General features: G+C 45.0%; 18 protein-coding genes. 3 read left to right on the top strand and 15 right to left on the bottom strand.

Annotated elements, in window-relative coordinates:
- Nucleotides 1-15: 15 nt before the first annotated feature.
- From bamA to rpsB, 9 genes are all read right to left on the bottom strand, one after another.
- Entirely contained in the window at nt 16-2,448 is a 2,433-nt protein-coding gene (gene bamA / locus AACT23_RS04570) for an outer membrane protein assembly factor BamA (RefSeq protein ID WP_017046601.1), read from the bottom strand.
- A gap of 48 nt (nt 2,449-2,496) precedes the next feature.
- On the bottom strand, nt 2,497-3,855 hold the full coding sequence (gene rseP, locus AACT23_RS04575; protein WP_094129751.1) for a sigma E protease regulator RseP: 1,359 nt from the start codon (nt 3,853-3,855) through the stop codon (nt 2,497-2,499).
- Nucleotides 3,852-5,060 (bottom strand): 1-deoxy-D-xylulose-5-phosphate reductoisomerase, encoded by a 1,209-nt coding sequence (ispC, locus tag AACT23_RS04580; protein WP_094129754.1) that lies wholly within the window; start codon nt 5,058-5,060, stop codon nt 3,852-3,854. Before ispC ends, rseP begins: the two co-directional genes overlap by 4 nt.
- A gap of 48 nt (nt 5,061-5,108) precedes the next feature.
- Nucleotides 5,109-5,951, bottom strand: coding sequence for a phosphatidate cytidylyltransferase (locus AACT23_RS04585; protein WP_013856208.1), 843 nt, complete (start codon nt 5,949-5,951; stop codon nt 5,109-5,111).
- Between the two features lie 13 nt (nt 5,952-5,964).
- Nucleotides 5,965-6,720: an isoprenyl transferase gene (locus tag AACT23_RS04590; RefSeq protein WP_013856207.1), complete on the bottom strand. Its 756-nt coding sequence runs from the start codon at nt 6,718-6,720 to the stop codon at nt 5,965-5,967.
- 95 nt (nt 6,721-6,815) lie between these two features.
- Nucleotides 6,816-7,373: a ribosome recycling factor gene (gene frr / locus AACT23_RS04595; RefSeq protein ID WP_010320122.1), complete on the bottom strand. Its 558-nt coding sequence runs from the start codon at nt 7,371-7,373 to the stop codon at nt 6,816-6,818.
- Between the two features lie 35 nt (nt 7,374-7,408).
- Entirely contained in the window at nt 7,409-8,140 is a 732-nt protein-coding gene (pyrH, locus tag AACT23_RS04600; RefSeq protein ID WP_010320123.1) for a UMP kinase, read from the bottom strand.
- A gap of 152 nt (nt 8,141-8,292) precedes the next feature.
- On the bottom strand, nt 8,293-9,138 hold the full coding sequence (tsf, locus tag AACT23_RS04605) for a translation elongation factor Ts (protein ID WP_013856205.1): 846 nt from the start codon (nt 9,136-9,138) through the stop codon (nt 8,293-8,295).
- Between the two features lie 128 nt (nt 9,139-9,266).
- Nucleotides 9,267-9,998 (bottom strand): 30S ribosomal protein S2, encoded by a 732-nt coding sequence (gene rpsB, locus AACT23_RS04610; protein WP_013856204.1) that lies wholly within the window; start codon nt 9,996-9,998, stop codon nt 9,267-9,269.
- 384 nt (nt 9,999-10,382) lie between these two features.
- Between rpsB and map the strand changes: the two genes are divergently transcribed.
- The 3 genes from map to AACT23_RS04625 all read left to right on the top strand — a co-directional run bounded on the left by map (nt 10,383) and on the right by AACT23_RS04625 (nt 14,479).
- Nucleotides 10,383-11,225: a type I methionyl aminopeptidase gene (gene map, locus AACT23_RS04615; RefSeq protein WP_017044011.1), complete on the top strand. Its 843-nt coding sequence runs from the start codon at nt 10,383-10,385 to the stop codon at nt 11,223-11,225.
- 117 nt (nt 11,226-11,342) lie between these two features.
- Nucleotides 11,343-13,967 carry a bifunctional uridylyltransferase/uridylyl-removing protein GlnD gene (gene glnD / locus AACT23_RS04620; protein ID WP_017046598.1) on the top strand — a complete coding sequence of 875 codons (2,625 nt, stop codon included), beginning with the start codon at nt 11,343-11,345 and terminating at the stop codon, nt 13,965-13,967.
- Between the two features lie 128 nt (nt 13,968-14,095).
- The gene (locus tag AACT23_RS04625; RefSeq protein WP_026027637.1) at nt 14,096-14,479 is read left to right on the top strand and encodes a DUF3461 family protein; all 384 of its coding nucleotides are present in this window, start codon (nt 14,096-14,098) and stop codon (nt 14,477-14,479) included.
- Between the two features lie 143 nt (nt 14,480-14,622).
- On the opposite strand, the gene pgpA is transcribed toward AACT23_RS04625, so the two are convergent.
- The 6 genes from pgpA to AACT23_RS04655 form a co-directional block, all read right to left on the bottom strand.
- Nucleotides 14,623-15,126 (bottom strand): phosphatidylglycerophosphatase A, encoded by a 504-nt coding sequence (pgpA, locus tag AACT23_RS04630; protein WP_013856199.1) that lies wholly within the window; start codon nt 15,124-15,126, stop codon nt 14,623-14,625.
- The gene (thiL, locus tag AACT23_RS04635) at nt 15,123-16,097 is read right to left on the bottom strand and encodes a thiamine-phosphate kinase (RefSeq protein ID WP_026027917.1); all 975 of its coding nucleotides are present in this window, start codon (nt 16,095-16,097) and stop codon (nt 15,123-15,125) included. Before thiL ends, pgpA begins: the two co-directional genes overlap by 4 nt.
- Nucleotides 16,098-16,220: 123 nt before the next feature.
- Nucleotides 16,221-16,688: a transcription antitermination factor NusB gene (gene nusB, locus AACT23_RS04640; protein WP_013856197.1), complete on the bottom strand. Its 468-nt coding sequence runs from the start codon at nt 16,686-16,688 to the stop codon at nt 16,221-16,223.
- On the bottom strand, nt 16,688-17,158 hold the full coding sequence (gene ribH / locus AACT23_RS04645) for a 6,7-dimethyl-8-ribityllumazine synthase (protein WP_026027639.1): 471 nt from the start codon (nt 17,156-17,158) through the stop codon (nt 16,688-16,690). Before ribH ends, nusB begins: the two co-directional genes overlap by 1 nt.
- Nucleotides 17,159-17,366: 208 nt before the next feature.
- Nucleotides 17,367-18,476: a bifunctional 3,4-dihydroxy-2-butanone-4-phosphate synthase/GTP cyclohydrolase II gene (gene ribBA / locus AACT23_RS04650; protein WP_094129757.1), complete on the bottom strand. Its 1,110-nt coding sequence runs from the start codon at nt 18,474-18,476 to the stop codon at nt 17,367-17,369.
- Between the two features lie 88 nt (nt 18,477-18,564).
- Entirely contained in the window at nt 18,565-19,221 is a 657-nt protein-coding gene (locus tag AACT23_RS04655) for a riboflavin synthase (RefSeq protein ID WP_010320134.1), read from the bottom strand.
- Nucleotide 19,222 lies beyond the last annotated feature (1 nt).

Consider the following 19,222-nt stretch of genomic DNA (forward strand, 5'->3'; position numbering starts at 1 on the left):
AATACTTTCCTCTAATTAGAATGTTCTGCCGATCGTGAAAGTGAAGAACTCTTCATTATCACCTTCATAAATTTTAATAGGTTTGGCAATTGAAAATACCAATGGCCCCATAGGTGACATCCACTGTAGTGCCGCACCATAAGAGGAACGGTAATTCATTGGATCTGAGTAATCGTAATAATACTGATCACCATAACCGAGTTTCCCATCTTTGTAATCGAACTCGGTATCCCAAACGCTGGCCATATCGAAGAAGATGCTGGTGCGAATTTGGCTACGAGTTTCATCAGAGGCAAATGGCGTCGGTACAATCAGCTCTACGCTGGCCAGCGCGACCGCGTTACCACCGACAGAGTCATCTGTTGCGCTATAGCAGCGGTTGTTGCCACCATTATTGCCATTACAGCCTGTCGCATCGTTATAAATCGCTTTCGGTCCAGCCGAGTTAGATCCAAAACCACGCAAAGTGGTAAAACCACCTGCATAATAGTTTTCATAGAATGGGAACAAGTTATCGTTACCATCCGTTTTCCCGTAACCATTACCATACCCTAAGCGTCCTCTTAGCAAGAGTGAAAACTCATGTTTTTTGGTTAATGGGAAATACTGGCGGACATCGTACTGCGCTTTGAAATACTTTACGTCTGAGCCCGGCACGGTCATCTTGTAGAAAGCGCGTTGGTGATTCCCCGCCGTTGGGAAAATGGTTCGGTTTAAATTATTGCGCGTCCATGAGATGTTGACGTCAAAGTCATTGGTGATCAAACTGCCATCATCGCTACGATTACTCGCTTGAGACTGTAAGAACTGACTAACTTGCACATACTCATCGATATTACCGATCTTGTTGTGCGTGTAACCGATACCGAGGTCAAAACGGTTTAATTCGTCAAATGGGAAACCCCACGTTAAACTTGTGCCGTAGCTTTCATTGGTATAATCAACAATACCAGCTTCAGAAGCCTCAAACTGGTTATAGAAAATCTTACCACCCAAACTGACACCATCAAGGTTCCAGTAGGGATCACGGTAATCTAAACTGATGTTCTTTTGATAGTCGTTCATCATGGCATTGATGCCAACTCGATTACCTGAACCAATGAAGTTGTCTTGTTGTAAACCAACCTGAAAACTCACGCCTGATTCTGTACCATAACCGACACCAAAGTTAACACTACCTGAGTTGGCCTCTTTCACGTTGTACACCAGATCGACTTGGTCTTCACTACCAGGTACACGTACGGTTTGCACATCCACTGTTTCAAAGAAGCCAAGACGGTTCAAACGGCTCTTACCCGTATCAATCGCTTTAGAGCTCAGCCAACTGCCTTCCATTTGACGCATTTCGCGGCGCAAAACTTCATCTTTGGTTGAGTTATTACCGACAAAGCGAATATCACGGACATAGATACGCTTACCCGCTTCCACATGAACAACCAAGGAAACTTCTTGCGTTTCATCATTAAATTCTGGGATGGTTCGAACTTGAGGATAAGCATAGCCAGCTTCACCCAATACTCGTTTTACATCTTCTTCAAGCTTGGTCACCAGTGAGCCGTTATAGGTTTCCTCGGCTTCAAACGGGATCAAAGCGGTAAATTCAGCCTCTTTGCCAATCAGCTCTCCGCGGAATTTAACGTCTTTGATTTTATAAGGCTGACCTTCGCTAATGCCTAAAGTGATATAAACGCCTTTTTTATCAGGAGAAATAGCAACTTGTGTGGAATCGACTTGAAACTTTAAGTAGCCACGGTCGAGGTAGAAAGAGCGCAAAGCTTCAATATCAGCGGCTAAGACCTGCTTTTGGTATTTATCATCAGAGAGGAAATTCCACCACGCCACATCGACATTCAAATTGAAGCGTGACAGTAAATCTTGGTCACTAAACACTTCATTGCCAATAAAGTTGATTTGCTGGATTTTCGCAGAAACCCCTTCACTGAACACAAATTTAAGGTCAGCACGGTTGCGAGGTAAAGGTGTCACCACCGCTTTTACGGTCGCGTTGTACTTACCCACGCTGTAGTAAAAATCTTCCAACCCCTTTTCAATGTTGCTCAAGGTCGTACGATCAAGCGCCTCACCGATGCGGATATTGGATGCATCAAGATTCTGCTGCAACTGCTCTTCTTTGATCGCTTTATTTCCAGAGAAGGAAACACTTGCAATGGTTGGACGTTCTTTAACCTGAACGATCAGAACGTTGTTGTCTCGTAATACTTTGATGTCTTCAAAGTTGCCCGAAGTGTAAAGTGCTTTGATAATATCCGCGACATCTTGTGCATCAACGGTATCGCCAATTCGAACGGGCATTTTAAGCAATGCAGCGCCGAGCGCAACGCGTTGAAGCCCTTCAATTTGAATATCCTGCACTACGAAATTCTCGGCACTATGTGCTGAGAGGCTGGTTGCCAATAGTGTCGCGAAAAGGATCTGTTTCATTGCCATATTTATTCTTGTTATTCCTTGCTACAACTTCTGCCTAATGGTTACAAATCACAGGCGACTAAAATCATTAAATATTGCCACAGCCATCAAAGAAAAGATGATCGCCCCACCAATTCGGTATCCCATTTCTTGAATCTTCTCTGGGACAGGACGACGAATAACGGCTTCAATTGCAAAAAACAGTAAGTGTCCGCCATCTAACATTGGCAGTGGTACTAGATTGATAATGCCTAAGTTGACACTAATCAGAGCCAGAAAACCCAAGAAATAGACCAAACCATAGTCAGCGGTGGTTCCAGCTCCTTTGGCAATCGAAATCGGCCCACTCAGATTATTCAACCCCACATCACCGACCACCAGTTTTTTCAACATGCTGACGGTTAAGTTGATCACTTGCTGTGTTTTTTCAACCGCTTTTCCGACTGATTCAAATACACCATATTGCAGCTCAAATCGATAACTTTCCGGCCATTCTGCGACTTTAGGAGCGATTCCGGCAAAACCTATCGTTTTGCCTTGCGGTAACTCACGAACGTCAGGCGTAAGCTCGATAGTCAAGCGTTGTTCATCACGCACAACAACCAATGAAACTGGCTGATTGGGATGGCTTTGTATCAACTCCACAACTTGCTGCCAATAGTTTATCTTCGCACCGTTGGCTTCGATCAAGGTGTCGCCAACTTCTAACCCAGCCTTCTCTCCGGCGCTGCCTTGAGAAACATTGGTTAGCGTCAGCGATATTTCAGGGACAAATGGTTTAAAACCCAAAGCTCCCATAGCAGACTCTGTTTCTGGGTTAAAGTTCCAAGAACGGATATCTAATGTTTTGATTTCATCCACACCAATTTCATTATTGGTTCCGACGGTGAGCGTTAATTGTTCATCACCAATATGGCTAATCAGCCCCATATTGACCGATTCCCAATCTAAGGTATTCACTCCTGAGACTGCTTTGATCTGCATTCCTGACTCTAAACCCGCTTGAGCGGCGATCGATTGCGGGGCAATTTCGCCAATCACAGGTTTTACCGCTGGGACGCCAATTAAGAACACGAGCCAATAGGCAAAAATGGCGAAGAAAAAGTTAAAAGCAGGCCCAGCACTCACGACAGCGACACGTTTCCACAATGGTTTTTGGTCAAAAGCTAAGGGTTTTAATTCAGCTGGAACATCATCAACACGGCTATCGAGCATTTTAACGTAGCCGCCGAGAGGAATAATTGAGAGGTTGTACTCGGTGCCATCTTTGGCTACTCGGCTCCAAAGTGATTTACCAAAGCCAATGGAAAATTTTTCGACTTTAATTCCGCAGCGACGTGCTACCCAAAAATGACCAAATTCATGCACAGCAACCAATATACCTAACGCAATGATGAAAGAGACGAAATTCCACAAAATACCACTCATAATAAATGCTCTTGTATGATTTGCTGGGCAATAGTGCGCGCCATTCTATCGAGCTCTAACAAGCTTTCCAAGTCATAGCAATGTAACCGAGTATGTGCTGCACACACTTTTGACAATACACGTTCATTAACTTGTGCGATATCGGTAAAACGAATTTGCTTATTTAAAAAAGCTTCAACGGCTATTTCGTTGGCTGCATTTAAAGAGGTGGTGGCATGTTGCCCTTGATAGCAAGCATCAATCGCCAATCCCAAACAAGGATAACGCTCGTAGTCCACATCCATAAAACTCAAATTACTTAATTTGGTAAAATCCAGTGCCGGAACACCCGCAGTAATGCGTTCTGGATAAGAGAGAGTTAAAGCAATTGGCGTGGACATATCGGGTTCCCCCATTTGCGCAAGCACCGAACCATCGCGGTACTGCACCATAGAGTGGATCACCGATTGTGGGTGGATTAACACTTTCAATTGCTGTTTCGATGCATTAAACAGCCACTTAGCTTCAATATATTCCAAACCTTTGTTCATCATAGTGGCGGAATCAACCGAAATTTTCGGCCCCATCGACCAGTTAGGATGAGCAATAGCTTGCTGTGGTGAAACATCTGCTAACGTGGATAAATCACTGTAGCGAAAAGGGCCGCCAGAACCCGTGAGCAGAATATGTTGCACACCATGTTCTTGTAAATCACAGCGACCCAAAGAGCCTTGAATTTCAGGGGGTAAGCATTGAAAAATCGCGTTATGTTCGCTATCGACAGGGAGCAATTCCGCACCGTGTTTTTCGACCGCATCAATAAACAATTGGCCAGACATCACCAAGGCTTCTTTGTTTGCCAACAAAACACGCTTGCCCGCCTTTACCGCGGCCATGGTTGGTAACAAACCTGCTGCACCAACAATCGCCGCCATCACCGTATCCACCTCATCTAATGCGGCGACGTGGCACATGGCGTCTTCACCAAATAATACGGTTGTTTTTAAGTTCAGTGACTGCAATTGAGCTAAAAGCTCATCCGCCGCCTTTGGGTTTGCCATTACCGCATAAACTGGCTGCCAACGCTGGCATAGCTCACGCATTTTATTGACATTATTTCCCGCGGCTAAAGCCACAACGGAAAAGTGTTCGGGATTTTGAGCCACGACTTTTAATGTGCTTGCCCCAATTGAACCTGTGGCCCCGAGAATCGTTAACTTACGCATAGCAACAACCGTGAATTAAGATTGAGGTAAGACAGCTTAACCCAAGCATTAGAAAATGAAATACAGTAGAGCAAAAACAGGAAATGCAGCCGTCAGGCTATCGATACGATCCAAAACGCCGCCATGCCCAGGAATAATATTACTGCTGTCTTTAATTCCTGAAACGCGCTTAAACATACTTTCGACCAGATCACCGAGCACAGAGATAATCACAGTCGCTAATGTAATACCGACCATCGACAGCGTGTTTGTAAACCGAATATCAAACCAATCAGCAGTAAACCACGCCACAATCAATGCCGTAATAATGCCACCAATCAACCCTTCAATGGTTTTATTTGGACTGACTGCTGGTGCCATTTTGTGCTTACCAAAACTTTTGCCCGCAAAATAAGCGCCACTGTCTGCAGCCCAAACAATTAAGCAGACAAATAGCACCAACTTAGCACCGTGGTATGGCTCACTCAAAAAGGCTTCTGCGCGTAAAAAAAGTACGCTCCAGAAAAAAGGAAGTAGCGTAAGCACACCAAAGAGGTGCCTAAGTAAATTGGATTTTTCCCACCATGGGCGGGATTTAGGATAGGTAATGGCTAAAAAGCTAGAAAAAAGCCACCAAGCCACCCCAATACTTAATATCACATAGTGATTCGAGTTCATGCTGGCTAGGCTAACGGCATCAGGGGAAATCAGTAGGTAACTTGCTCCACCAATGATAATGGCAGGTAACAGCGCCAGATACCTAGATGTCGAATCGATAAACTGCGTCCATTCCCATACACCGACGAGCGCCACAAGGGCCAAAACGGCCATAAATAGAGGGAGTGGCAGTTCAAAAATGCCCAGCATCACCAGTGGAGCTAATATGAGCGCCGTGATAATTCGTTGCTTCAAACTAATGGATCCTTTATTTCTGTTCCATCAATGCCTTAACCTGTTCCCCTGTGCAGCCAAAACGGCGTTCACGGTTAACAAACCAAGTCACTGCTTCAATTAAACTTTCTTCACCAAACTCAGGCCAGTAAATCGGCGTAAAGTACATCTCTGCATAGGCCAATTGCCACAACATAAAATTACTAATACGACATTCACCGCTGGTACGAATGAGCAAATCCACTTCAGGAATATCAGACATCGTTAGCGACTGTGTAATCAGCGTCTCGTCAATCTGATCAGGAGAAAGCTCACCGCTCGCCACTTTGACCGCGATAGAGCGCATTGCTTCTGTGATATCCCATTTTCCGCCATAGTTTGCGGCGATATTAACGACCATGCCACTGTTTGATGAGGTTAACTCTTCTGCCTGAGCTATTTTTGTTTGTAAGCGTGAGCTAAAACGTGTTTTATCACCAATGACTCTAAGACGCAGATTGTTCTTATGCAGCTTTTTTACTTCTGTGGATAGCACAGTAATAAATAACTCCATCAACACGCCTACTTCAGCTTCCGGACGCCGCCAATTTTCACTGCTAAAGGCAAACAAAGTAACGGCTTTAATACCCAATTTCGCTGCAGTAGAAATCGTTCTTCGGACCGCTGCTACACCATTCTTATGACCAAATACACGAGGTTTACCTTGTGCTTTAGCCCAACGGCCATTTCCGTCCATAATGATTGCGATGTGTTGGGGTAATACATCAGATGAGAGGGATGAGTTTTGCATAAGAAATTAATTGATTACCAAACTGATAGGGCAAAATAGCATAAAAAAACGCTGCACTGTGAGCACAGCGTTTTAGAAAGGCTAAAAAGAGCGAATTAAACTTCCATTAACTCTTTTTCTTTTGCAGCAAGAACTTCATCAATTCTCTTAATCGCTACATCGGTAAGTTTTTGAATCTCTTCTTGCGCTTTATGATCTTCGTCTTCAGAGATTTCTTTATCTTTCAGTAGAGCTTTTAAGTCGCCATTGGCATCACGACGAATGTTGCGAACCGCAACGCGACCACCTTCGGCTTCACCACGAACAATTTTCACCAAATTACGACGACGTTCTTCGGTCAGTGGTGGCAGTGGTACACGAATAACCGTACCTGCAGACATTGGGTTTAGACCCAAATCAGACATCAAAATCGCTTTTTCAACTTTTGGCGTCAACTCTTTATCAAAAACAGTGATCGCGAGAGTACGTGCATCTTCAGCTACAACGTTAGCGATTTGATTCAGCGGTGTCGAAGCACCATAGTAATCGACAGAAATGCCGGAGAGTAAACTTGGGTGAGCGCGACCAGTACGTACCTTAGAAAGGTTGTTTTTCAGGGCATCTACGCTCTTATCCATACGCTCTTGAGCGTCTTTCTTGATTTCGTTAATCACAAATATCACCTACTTGTTTTTTTGTTTTGGAGTGATTAGTCAGCGGTGCTAATTAGTGTACCTTCCGCTTCACCCATTACCACGCGACGTAGTGCGCCCGGTTTGTTCATATTAAATACGCGGATTGGCATTTTATGGTCACGCGCTAGCGTAAACGCGGCCAAGTCCATCACTTTTAGCTCTTTTTCAAGCACGGTTGTATAAGACAGCTTATCATACAGTTCTGCGTCTGGGTTTGCCACTGGGTCTGCACTAAATACGCCATCTACTTTTGTCGCTTTTAGAACCACATCCGCTTCAATTTCAATACCGCGCAAACAGGCAGCAGAATCGGTTGTGAAGAATGGGTTACCAGTACCCGCTGAGAAGATCACAACACGGCCTTGACGTAGTTGGCTGATAGCATCGGCCCAATTGTAATCGTCACACACACCTTTAAGAGGAATGGCAGACATCACGCGCGCATTCACATAAGCACGGTGCAAAGCATCACGCATTGCCAAACCATTCATTACGGTTGCCAGCATTCCCATGTGGTCGCCCACAACACGGTTCATGCCCGCTTCAGCAAGACCTGCGCCACGGAATAAGTTACCGCCGCCGATGACAACACCCACTTGAACACCCAGTTCAACCAGTTCTTTTACTTCCTGTGCCATGCGATCTAACACCGCAGGATCAATACCAAAACCTTCTTCGCCTTGTAGCGCTTCACCGCTAAGTTTTAACAGGATACGTTGATAGGCTGGTTTAGGGTTCGTAGTCATGGAGCTTACCTTCCAAATAGAGAGTTGTTAATTAACAGTCATGATTTAAAACTGAATACTGAATTCTAAATCATCACAATTAGTCTCAATATGCCATTCGTAAAAAGACCGCAGCCTTGGCTACGGTCTCTTTTTAGGCAAAATCGCTAGGATTAACCTTTTTGAACCATTGCAACTTCTTCAGCGAAGCTAAGTTCTTGAGCTTTCTCAATACCTTCACCAACTTCTAGACGTACGAAGTTAGTAACGGTTGCGCCTTTAGCTTTCAGCATTGCACCAACAGTTTGAGAAGGATCCATGATGAACGCTTGACCAGTAAGTGATACTTCACCTGTGAACTTAGTCATGCGGCCTTCAACCATTTTCTCAGCAATTGCTGCTGGCTTGCCAGATTGCATTGCGATTTCGATTTGGATTTCACGCTCTTTAGCCACAACTTCTGCTGGTACATCTTCAGGGTTCACGTACTCAGGTTTTGCAGCAGCAACGTGCATTGCTACGTGTTTGATGGTCTCTTCATCCGCTTCACCAGCAACCACAACACCGATACGGTCGCCATGGCGGTATGAACCTACTTTAGCGCCTTCGATGTAATGAACGCGACGGATAGTGATGTTTTCACCAATTTTAGCAACAAGAGCAATACGTGCTTCTTCAAATTTAGCTTGAAGTGCTGCGATATCTAGACGCTCAGCAAGTGCAACCGCTAGAACTTCGTTAGCAAACGCTAGGAAGCTTGAATCTTTTGCTACGAAATCAGTTTGGCAGTTCACTTCTAGAAGTGCTGCAAAACCATCAGCTTCTTTAATTAGGATAGTACCTTCAGCTGCGATGTTACCTGCTTTTTTCGCTGCTTTAGCTGCGCCGCTTTTGCGCATGTTTTCAATTGCTAGTTCGATGTCAGCGTTTGCTTCTACAAGCGCTTTTTTACATTCCATCATACCTGCGCCAGTACGCTCGCGCAGTTCTTTTACTAGAGCAGCAGTTACAGTTGCCATTCTCTATTCCTCAGTTGATTCTGGTGGTAAAAATCAGGGGCCGATTGTTTGGCCCCTGATGCTAACTATAACTTGTTCAATGCATCAATCGTGTGACACATATAATCAAGTGTGACTCAGAGCCGCTATTATTCTGCTTCTACGAAACCGTCTTTTGCAGCAGCAAGTGCAGCTGCATCTTTGTTACGACCTTCGTTAACCGTTTCTGCAACAGCATTTAGGTAAAGCTGGATTGCACGGATTGCGTCGTCGTTACCAGGGATAATGTAGTCAACGCCATCTGGGTTAGAGTTAGTATCAACAACAGCGTAAACTGGGATACCTAGGTTGTTTGCTTCTTTAACTGCAATGTGCTCGTGATCTGCATCGATAACGAATAGTGCGTCAGGTAGACCGCCCATATCTTTGATACCACCAAGAGATTTCTCTAGCTTCTCCATTTCACGAGTACGCATTAGAGCTTCTTTCTTAGTTAGCTTATCAAAAGTGCCATCTGTTGCTTGAATTTCAAGCTCTTTTAGACGCTTGATTGACTGACGAACAGTTTTCCAGTTAGTTAGCATGCCGCCCAACCAGCGGTTGTTAACGTAGAATTGGTTGCTTGCGATAGCCGCTTCTTTAACAGCTTCAGATGCTGCGCGTTTAGTACCAACGAAAAGAACTTTACCTTTTTTCTCGCCAACTTTTTGTAGCTCAGCTAGAGCTTCGTTGAACATAGGAACAGTTTTTTCTAAGTTGATGATGTGAACACGGCTACGAGCACCAAAAATGAATGGCTTCATTTTTGGGTTCCAGTAACGAGTCTGGTGACCGAAGTGAACACCAGCTTTTAGCATGTCGCGCATTGATACAGTTGCCATTTAAAAATCCTCTATGGGGTTAGGCCTCCACATTCCCCATGTATCCGACCCCTAACATCTATTCGGTTGTTGCCGATAGTTTTATTGTTGGAGCACCCCGGAACACGTGTCGGAATGTGTGTGATTTAAAGATAATGTGTTTAGAAAGGAAGGTGGGCTTCGTCATTTCAGAAGAAAACGCACTTCGATTCCGGCGCGCTTTATACCATATTTAGCCCTTCTCTGGCTAGAAAAAAATACGACACATCATGGCCTAGGTAAGCTGTAGTTATGCAAACAATTCTTACTTACCGACAGGGATCCCTTGCGATTCATCCATGCACTGCTAGAATAACGCCCATTCGCACAGTTAAGTGCTTAAGAATTAATGCATAGAGAAAGCCGATGTCTGTAAAAATCAAAACTGCTGAAGAAATAGCCAAAATGCGCGTCGCGGGTAAACTGGCTGCCGATGTCCTTGAGATGATTGAACCGCATGTAAAAGTGGGCATCACCACTGAAGAACTTGACCAGATCTGCCACAAGTACATCACTGAAGTACAGCAAGCTATTCCAGCACCATTGAATTACCACGGTTTTCCTAAATCGATCTGTACCTCTATTAATCACATTGTTTGTCACGGTATACCGGCAACTCAAGATACGCAGTATGGGCAATTACAGCGTCCAGCGGTACTGAAAGAGGGTGATATTCTGAACATTGATATCACAGTCATTAAAGATGGCTACCACGGCGATACATCAAAGATGTTCTTTGTCGGTGAAGTGTCGCCAGCAGATAAGCGCCTATGTCTTGTTGCGCAAGAGTGTCTTTATATCGGCATGAAGAAGGTCAAACCCGGAGTTCAATTGGGTGAGATTGGTACTGCGATCGAAAAACACATTAAAACCAATAATAAAAATAACCCACGCCTTAAATTTTCGATTGTGAAAGATTATTGCGGCCACGGTATTGGCGCTCAATTTCATGAAGAACCGCAAGTGGTTCACTATAAAAACGGCGACAGAACCGTACTGCGTGAAGGGATGATTTTCACTATCGAGCCAATGATTAATGCAGGTAAATTTGGGTGCCGCCTTGATGATGAAGACAATTGGACGGTTTACACCGCCGATGGCAAAAACTCAGCGCAGTGGGAACACACCATTTTGGTTACCGCCACTGGCTGTGAAGTGCTGACGCTGCGTGAAGAAGAAACCATTCCACGTCTGATGCATAACGCCTAATTACATCGAACCAAAACCTTATCAATTAATATCCCTCTTGCAGGGATATTTTTTTATCTGCAGTGATTTGATACAGTCAGTCTACGTTGTGACATATCACTAGCATGGATTGCCGTTATGCCTTTTCAGTCTCCCCTCACCTTTACTGACACACAACTCACTATCGGCGAGCTTAAACAACAACTTGAACAGTTCACTCAGTATCAGAAACATCAATTTTTGCACCACCATCCGGTCAACGACCTGGTATTAGGCCGCTCTGAATATATGGACCAACTGCTCTACAGGTTATGGGAACATTATTCATTTTCGCAGGTTCCAGACATCAGTTTAGTGGCCGTCGGAGGCTATGGCCGCGGTGAACTTCATCCTCTTTCGGACATCGATATTCTGGTCGTCTCCAATCATACTTTACCCGCTGAACTCGGCAGTAAAATTAGCGAATTCATTACCCTGTTGTGGGATTTGCGTTTAGAAGTGGGCCATGCCGTGCGTACCGTGCAGCAGTGTGCTGAAATTGGCCGTGAAGATTTAACCGTCGCAACAAACTTACAAGAAGCTCGGCTATTATGTGGTAGCGAAGAGACATTTTATAAACTCAAGATGTTGATTCATTCCGAATCGTTTTGGCCAAGCGAAACCTTTTACCGCGCCAAAATTCAAGAGCAACGCGACCGACACGCTCGTTACCATGACACCACTTATAACCTTGAACCCGATATCAAATCGACTCCTGGAGGCTTAAGGGACATTCATACTTTAAGCTGGGTGGCTAGACGCCACTTTGGTGCAACATCACTGCTTGAAATGAGCCGTTTTGGTTTTTTAACTGATGCTGAATATCGTGAGCTAGTAGAGTGCCAAGACTTTTTATGGCGCGTGCGCTTTGCGCTGCACATTGAATTAAAACGCTATGACAATCGGCTTATTTTTGCTCATCAAGCTCAAGTGGCAGAACATCTGGGCTTTACTGGTGAAGGGAATCGCGCAGTCGAGATGATGATGAAAGAGTTCTACCGTACGCTACGTCGTGTTGCGGAACTCAACAAAATGCTCCTGCGTCTGTTTGATCAAGCCATACTCAATAACGGCGAAGAAGCCGTGGCAGAAATTTTAGATGATGATTTTCAACGTCGTGGCAACTTAATAGAAGCTCGTAAACCCGCGCTTTTCCAAGCTCGCCCTGAAACGATCTTAGATATGTTTATTCATATCGCCAATGATTCCAGCATCGAAAGCGTCGCACCCACAACCATGCGCCAGTTGCGTACAGCCAGAAGGCGGCTCAATAAATTCCTGCACACCATTCCCGAAGCGCGTGAAAAATTCATGGCATTGGTACGTCACCCTAACGCACTACATCGTGCGTTCAGCCTGATGCATAAATTAGGCGTGCTCGCCGCTTATCTTCCCCAATGGAGCCAAATTGTTGGACAAATGCAGTTCGACCTATTCCATGTTTATACGGTTGATGAACACAGCATTCGTCTTCTCAAACACATCAATACCTTTAGCTACGCACAAAATCACGATAAACACCCCATCTGTTGCGAAGTTTACCCACGCCTCCAGAAAAAGGAGATGCTGATTCTGGCCGCTATTTTTCACGACATTGCCAAAGGGCGTGGCGGCGATCACTCTGAAATCGGTGCGGTAGAAGCCTATGATTTTTGTATTGAACACGGTTTATCAAAGCCTGAAGCAAAATTAGTCTCTTGGCTGGTACAAAACCACCTCTTGATGTCGGTAACGGCGCAAAGACGCGACATTTACGACCCAGATGTCATTACCGAATTTGCCAAAAAAGTGCGCGATGAAGAGTATCTCGAACATCTTGTTTGCCTGACTGTCGCCGACATCTGCGCTACTAACCCTGAGCTTTGGAACAGTTGGAAACGCACCTTGCTGGCAGAGCTATATCACTCAACACAGCGGGCACTTAGGCGTGGGCTTGAAAACCCGGTAGATGTGCGCGATCGCATTCGCCACAACCAACAAATGGCATCCGCATTGCTTCGTAAAGAAGGCTACAGCGCACGCGAAATTGAAGTGCTTTGGCAACGCTTTAAAGCGGATTACTTTTTGCGTCACACTCACAAGCAGATCGCTTGGCATTGTGAGCACCTACTCAAACATAGCGACCCAAGCCAACCGCTGATCCTAATGAGCAAAAAAGCCACTCGTGGCGGCACTGAATTGTTTGTTTACACTAAAGATCAACCCGCCCTCTTTGCGACTGTGGTTGCTGAACTGGACCGTCGAAATCTCAATGTTCATGATGCGCAGATCATGTCGAGTAAAGATGGCTACGTCCTTGATACCTTCATGGTACTGGATCAAAACGGCCATGCAATTGACGAAGAGTGTCACCCATCGTTGATCAAACACCTACTCAGTGGGCTAGAAACGGGTTGGCAGAACAAACTGAAATTGCGCCGCACGCCACGTAACTTGCAACATTTTAAAGTCAAAACTAAAGTCGATTTTTTACCCACCAAAAGCAATAAACGAACCTTAATGGAATTAGTCGCACTTGATACTCCGGGACTGCTAGCAACGGTCGGAGCCACATTTGCTGACTTAAACATTAACCTGCATGGCGCAAAAATCACCACCATTGGCGAACGAGCAGAAGACTTGTTTATTCTCACCGGTTCACAAGGCGGAAAATTGAGTGAAGAAGAAGAGTGCACGTTACGTGAAATGCTGATTAAAAATGTTTCTGAACTCGCGCCAAATTAAACGGAAAAGGAAAGCGATCTGGTCCACAACTTGAACCATTGATATCACGATGAACTATCTCGGGCGAGCATGGACTGCTACATTGAAATGGTTCATTGATGTGTCACAAAATACAATAGAGGTTGCCTATGTATCCCTACCTCACCGGTTTAGGCATTCAAGATCCTAAACAGATTGAGCGCTATTCACTTCGTCAAGAAGCCCATAAAGATGTGTTGAAGATTTACTTTCATAAGCAGAAAGGCGAGCTGTTCGCTAAAAGCGTGAAATTTAAATACCCTCGACAAGTAAAAAATGTATTGGTCGATAGCGGCAGCCATCAATACAAAGAGGTGACGGAGATCAACCGTAATTTAACCTTGGTGATTGATGAACTAAATAAAATCACTAAGCCGGTTCCTATGAGTGATCTCGATCTGAAGCAAAAAATATTGACTGACTTGCGCCATTTGGAAAAAGTGGTCACGAGCAAAATCGCTGAAATTGAAGCTGACTTAGAGAAGCTAAAATAGTCTCAAGACGGTAAAGTAACTTTAGATACCCAGAGCATCGAATAACCCTGTTTCAGATAACTCTTCACTGACAAAAAAGGTTCCCAAAGGAACCTTTTTGTTGCTAAGTCTAAGCCGTCAATCAATATTGAACGCTGACCATGTTATAACCAACCCGCCCAAAAGCCGACCCAATACAGCGCAATCGCGGATACAACACCTGCCACGATATCATCGAGCATAATCCCCAGACCACCATGCACTCGTTTATCTAACCAACTAATCGGCCACGGTTTGAGCATATCGAAAAAGCGAAACAGCACGAATCCAGCCACCAGCCATTTCCAATCTAAACTGGGCAATTCAAACAGTGGCACGACTAGCATTGTTATCCAAAAACCGGCAAATTCATCCCACACAATCGAACCGTGGTCATGCACTTTCATGTCGTCAGAAGTCACTTGGCAAATTTTCACGCCCACCAAGCAAGCCAGCACAACCACAGCACAATATACAGTGAGAGGGAGCTGTACTAACAGTAAATAAAAAGGCACTGAGGCAAGCGTTCCCATTGTGCCGGGCACGATAGGCGATAGGCCACTGCCAAAACCCGTGGCCAAAAGATGCCAAGGGTTCTTTAATGAGATTAATGCGATAGGGTTTGTCATCCGTTCACCTTAAAATGATCATAGCCGCTTAACTGCCAATTGAGTTTTTTTCCTTGATGCTGAAGCTCAAAAATACCCTGCGGGCGAATTTGGCCAATGCAACTCACCTTACAACCGCAATGAGCAAGCGCACTTTCGATGGAACCTCGGTTATGCTCTGGAACAGTGAAACACAACTCATACTCTTCACCGCTGGTTAGTGCATATTGCTGTGCTATTTGTCTCTCGCCCACAAACTGCAACAGCTCTTGCGAAATAGGCAACGCACCGACATCTAAACTCACCCCAACATTTGAACGATGCAAAATATGCTTGAGATCAGACACCAAACCATCGGAAATATCAATTGCAGAAGAAGCCAAATGAAGCAATGCTTGGCCAGCAAGAATTCTTGGCGTTGAGAGATAGTGACGCTTTTCAAGCTCTTGGGCAAAAGGTTTATGGCGTAAGCTTGGGTCAAGAATCACATCGAGCCCTGCTTGGCTATCACCAAGCTCGCCAGTGACGTAAACCCAATCTCCCACTTTGGCTCCACTGCGCAGCAGCGCCAATTCTTGTGGCACAAAACCTTGTACTGTCAAGGTAATGCTCAGTGGTCCTTTGGTTGTATCTCCACCAATTAGCTGAATATTGTAGTAATTCGCAAGTTCGAAAAAAGCATCACAAAAGGGTTTTAGCCATGCTTCATCGACACTGGGTAGAGTGAGTGCGAGCGATACCCAAGCAGGCGTTGCCCCCATCGCAGCCAAATCACTGATGTTAGATGACAATGCTTTATGAGCCACCCAAGCCGGATTCGCATCGGTTAAAAAATGAGTGCCTGCGACTAAGGTGTCGGTACTAATGGCGATCCGAACATTTTCTGGTGCTTTGACTAATGCACAATCATCTCCTAGAGCAAGAGAGACATCTTTACGTTGTGACTGACGGTTAGAGAAATAGGTATCGATTAAATTGAATTCACCGAACATAAAAAATTCCCTGCCCTGAGTTTTTATTATGTACATCATTTCTCATCGCTTAGGGCTTTCGCGGAGAAAGATCCGTCATAAAAAAGGTCAGCGAATGCTGACCTTTTATTTTAAAACGACTTATTATTTTTTGCGTACATGTGGGGCGGCTTTATCAAGCACGCCATTCACAAACTTATGGCTATCTTCAGCAGCAAATACTTTTGCTAACTCAATCGCCTCATTGATGACCACTTTATATGGCACATCATCGCGACGAGTCATTTCGTACATGGCTAAACGAAGTAACGCCAATTCCATCATGTCTAAGTCTTGCATTGGACGAGACACGAAAGGACGCAATTTGCTATCTAGCTCTGTGTGGCTTAGCACTACACCCGTGAGTAGATCACGGAAATATGCAACGTCGGTTTCTGGAGCCGCTAACGCTGGCTCAGCAGCATGATGCTCTTCTTCATCATACTTACCACCCGAGAGGAATTGCTCTTCGATAGTGGCAACATTTTCTTTTGTAATTTGCCAAGAATAAATTGCTTGTAGCGCAAATTGACGTGCATTACGACGTGCGGCTGGTTTCACACTGGCCCCCATTAGGAATCGATTTCTGAAAGAACGTTAATCATCTCAAGCGCGCTTAGTGCAGCTTCTGCACCTTTGTTACCAGCCTTGGTTCCCGCGCGTTCAATGGCTTGATCGATGGTATCAACAGTTAGAACACCAAATGCTACTGGAAGGCTGTATTCCAGAGACACTTGCGCCAAACCTTTATTGCATTCACTGCACACATAATCAAAGTGTGGCGTACCACCACGAATCACAGTGCCAAGAGACACGATAGCGTCGTATTTACCCGTTTTTGCTACGCGTTGAGCAGTAAGAGGTAATTCGACAGCACCAGGGCAGCGAACAACAGTAATATTGTCATCGCTAACTTGTCCGTGACGCTTTAAAGTATCGATTGCACCAGAAAGCAGGCTTTCGTTAATAAAACTGTTGAAACGAGAAATAACGATAGCAATTTTTGCATTTGGTGCGGGGAAACCACCCTCGATCACTTTCATAAGCCTTCCTTTAACTATATACACAAGTGAGAATCGCCGGATTCTAGCACAATTTTGTGAGCAATATCTAATGGAAATTCGGCTTAGACGGCAAACCAAGCGGCTAATCAGCGAAATAATAAAGGAAGCGTTGGGCTTCCTTTATTGGTTTTATTACGGTGTATTTTTAAATGTGACCTTAGGTTCTAAGCGCTAAAACGAGATGACATTATTGGCAAACATACTCAGTCACATTCAAGCCGAAACCGCCTAAAGCGTGATACTTTTTATTGGCTGAAGAGAGTAAACGCATATCACGAACACCTAAATCCGCCAGAATTTGTGAACCAATCCCCACACGGCGTGAAGTGCCTTGTTTTTTCGCTAAAGTAGGCGCTTGGCCTTTGTCTTGTTGCTCAAACATTTTAACGCGGTGGATCAATAAGTCGCTCGACTCTTCATTACCTAAAATGACCAATACGCCGCCATCTTGGCCGATACGCTGCATCGCTTTATCTAAAGTCCAACTGCGTTCAGCATTGCGATCACTGCGCAGCAAATCGGTAAAGGTATCGTGCAGATGAACTCGCACCAATGGCGCTTGACCATCCAATGTGCCTTTTTGCAATGCGTAGTGGATCTGATTATCAATCACGTCGCGGTAAGTGATCAGTTCAAATTCACCGTATTCTGTCGGCAACTTGCACTGTGCAACACGCTCAATGGTCGTCTCAGTATTGTTACGGTATTCAATCAGATCAGCAATCGTACCGAGTTTTAAACCATGTTGCTCGGCAAACACTTCAAGATCAGGGCGACGCGCCATGGTGCCATCATCATTTAAAATTTCGACGATCACAGAGGCGGGCTCTAATCCCGCAAGGCGCGCTAAATCACAACCGGCTTCCGTGTGTCCAGCGCGAGTTAAAACGCCCCCCTCTTGCGCAGCCAGTGGGAAAATGTGCCCAGGTTGCACTAAGTCTGAAGCTTTCGCCTCTTTCGCCACCGCAGCTTGTACCGTCACGGCGCGATCGGCCGCTGAAATGCCGGTGGTTACGCCTTCGGCCGCTTCAATCGAGACGGTAAAATTGGTGGTGTATTGAGCATTATTATCCTGCACCATAGGAGCCAAGCCTAAACGCTGACAACGAGCTTTAGTCATGGTTAAGCAGATCAGGCCACGACCAAATTTAGCCATAAAATTAATCGCTTCAGGAGTAACGTGCTCGGCGGCCATGATCAAGTCACCTTCGTTCTCACGATCTTCGTCATCCATTAAGATGACCATTTTCCCAAGGCGAATATCTTCAATGATCTCTTGCGGGGTACTTATTGGCATACTCTATTTTCCTATCGCTGAACTATTTTCCGCACAGTCCCTGACTTAGATTTATCCACGACCGTGGAGGCATGGGACAATACGCGGTTTACGCAAAACCATTTTGTTGTAAAAATGCTAAGCTAATTTTCGACTCTGGTGTCTCTTCATCTTGCTGGTTTTGCAGCAAACGCTCCATATAACGCGCGAGCACATCCACTTCCAAATTCACTTTACGCCCAACATGAAATGCATCAATGGTCGTTTCGGCAGAAGTGTGAGGCACTATGGTCAGCTTAAAGGCATTCTTTCTTAAATCATTCACAGTGAGGCTGATACCATCTACTGTAATTGAGCCTTTTTCAGCCACGTATTTATTCAATGCCGGTGGGATCGCTACCCAAAACTCTATCGAACGACCAACGGGATTACGTTCAATGATTTCACCAACACCGTCAACGTGCCCAGAAACAATGTGTCCACCAAAACGAGTGGTGGGCAACATGGCTTTTTCTAGGTTGACCTTGTCACCAACTTGATAGTGAGCAAACCCGGTTTTGTTGAGCGTTTCTAGTGAGAGATCCGCTGTATATTGAGTGCTGTTATAATCTACCACGGTCAAACAGACACCATTTGTGGCAATACTGTCACCAAGTTTGACATCGCTCATATCAAGATGACCGACTTTCACGGTCACACTGATGTCTTCACCTTTGGGTGTAATCGCGGCAAGTGTACCTACCGCCTCGATAATTCCTGTAAACATG

Origin of the sequence: Vibrio sp. V09_P4A23P171 (assembly GCF_963875615.1) — a bacterium.
Lineage (GTDB): Bacteria > Pseudomonadota > Gammaproteobacteria > Enterobacterales > Vibrionaceae > Vibrio > Vibrio anguillarum.

Excerpts from the sequence above, each read along its gene's own strand:
- ribBA (WP_094129757.1), bottom strand. The coding sequence starts at position 18,476 with ATGCCAATAAGTACCCCGCAAGAGATCATTGAAGATATTCGCCTTGGG.
- thiL (WP_026027917.1), bottom strand. The coding sequence starts at position 16,097 with ATGTTCGGTGAATTCAATTTAATCGATACCTATTTCTCTAACCGTCAG.
- ribH (WP_026027639.1), bottom strand. The coding sequence starts at position 17,158 with ATGAAAGTGATCGAGGGTGGTTTCCCCGCACCAAATGCAAAAATTGCT.
- AACT23_RS04625 (WP_026027637.1), top strand. The coding sequence starts at position 14,096 with ATGTATCCCTACCTCACCGGTTTAGGCATTCAAGATCCTAAACAGATT.
- rpsB (WP_013856204.1), bottom strand. The coding sequence starts at position 9,998 with ATGGCAACTGTATCAATGCGCGACATGCTAAAAGCTGGTGTTCACTTC.
- AACT23_RS04590 (WP_013856207.1), bottom strand. The coding sequence starts at position 6,720 with ATGCAAAACTCATCCCTCTCATCTGATGTATTACCCCAACACATCGCA.
- rseP (WP_094129751.1), bottom strand. The coding sequence starts at position 3,855 with ATGAGTGGTATTTTGTGGAATTTCGTCTCTTTCATCATTGCGTTAGGT.
- map (WP_017044011.1), top strand. The coding sequence starts at position 10,383 with ATGTCTGTAAAAATCAAAACTGCTGAAGAAATAGCCAAAATGCGCGTC.
- nusB (WP_013856197.1), bottom strand. The coding sequence starts at position 16,688 with ATGGGGGCCAGTGTGAAACCAGCCGCACGTCGTAATGCACGTCAATTT.
- ispC (WP_094129754.1), bottom strand. The coding sequence starts at position 5,060 with ATGCGTAAGTTAACGATTCTCGGGGCCACAGGTTCAATTGGGGCAAGC.
- pgpA (WP_013856199.1), bottom strand. The coding sequence starts at position 15,126 with ATGACAAACCCTATCGCATTAATCTCATTAAAGAACCCTTGGCATCTT.
- AACT23_RS04655 (WP_010320134.1), bottom strand. The coding sequence starts at position 19,221 with ATGTTTACAGGAATTATCGAGGCGGTAGGTACACTTGCCGCGATTACA.
- glnD (WP_017046598.1), top strand. The coding sequence starts at position 11,343 with ATGCCTTTTCAGTCTCCCCTCACCTTTACTGACACACAACTCACTATC.
- pyrH (WP_010320123.1), bottom strand. The coding sequence starts at position 8,140 with ATGACTACGAACCCTAAACCAGCCTATCAACGTATCCTGTTAAAACTT.
- bamA (WP_017046601.1), bottom strand. The coding sequence starts at position 2,448 with ATGGCAATGAAACAGATCCTTTTCGCGACACTATTGGCAACCAGCCTC.
- tsf (WP_013856205.1), bottom strand. The coding sequence starts at position 9,138 with ATGGCAACTGTAACTGCTGCTCTAGTAAAAGAACTGCGCGAGCGTACT.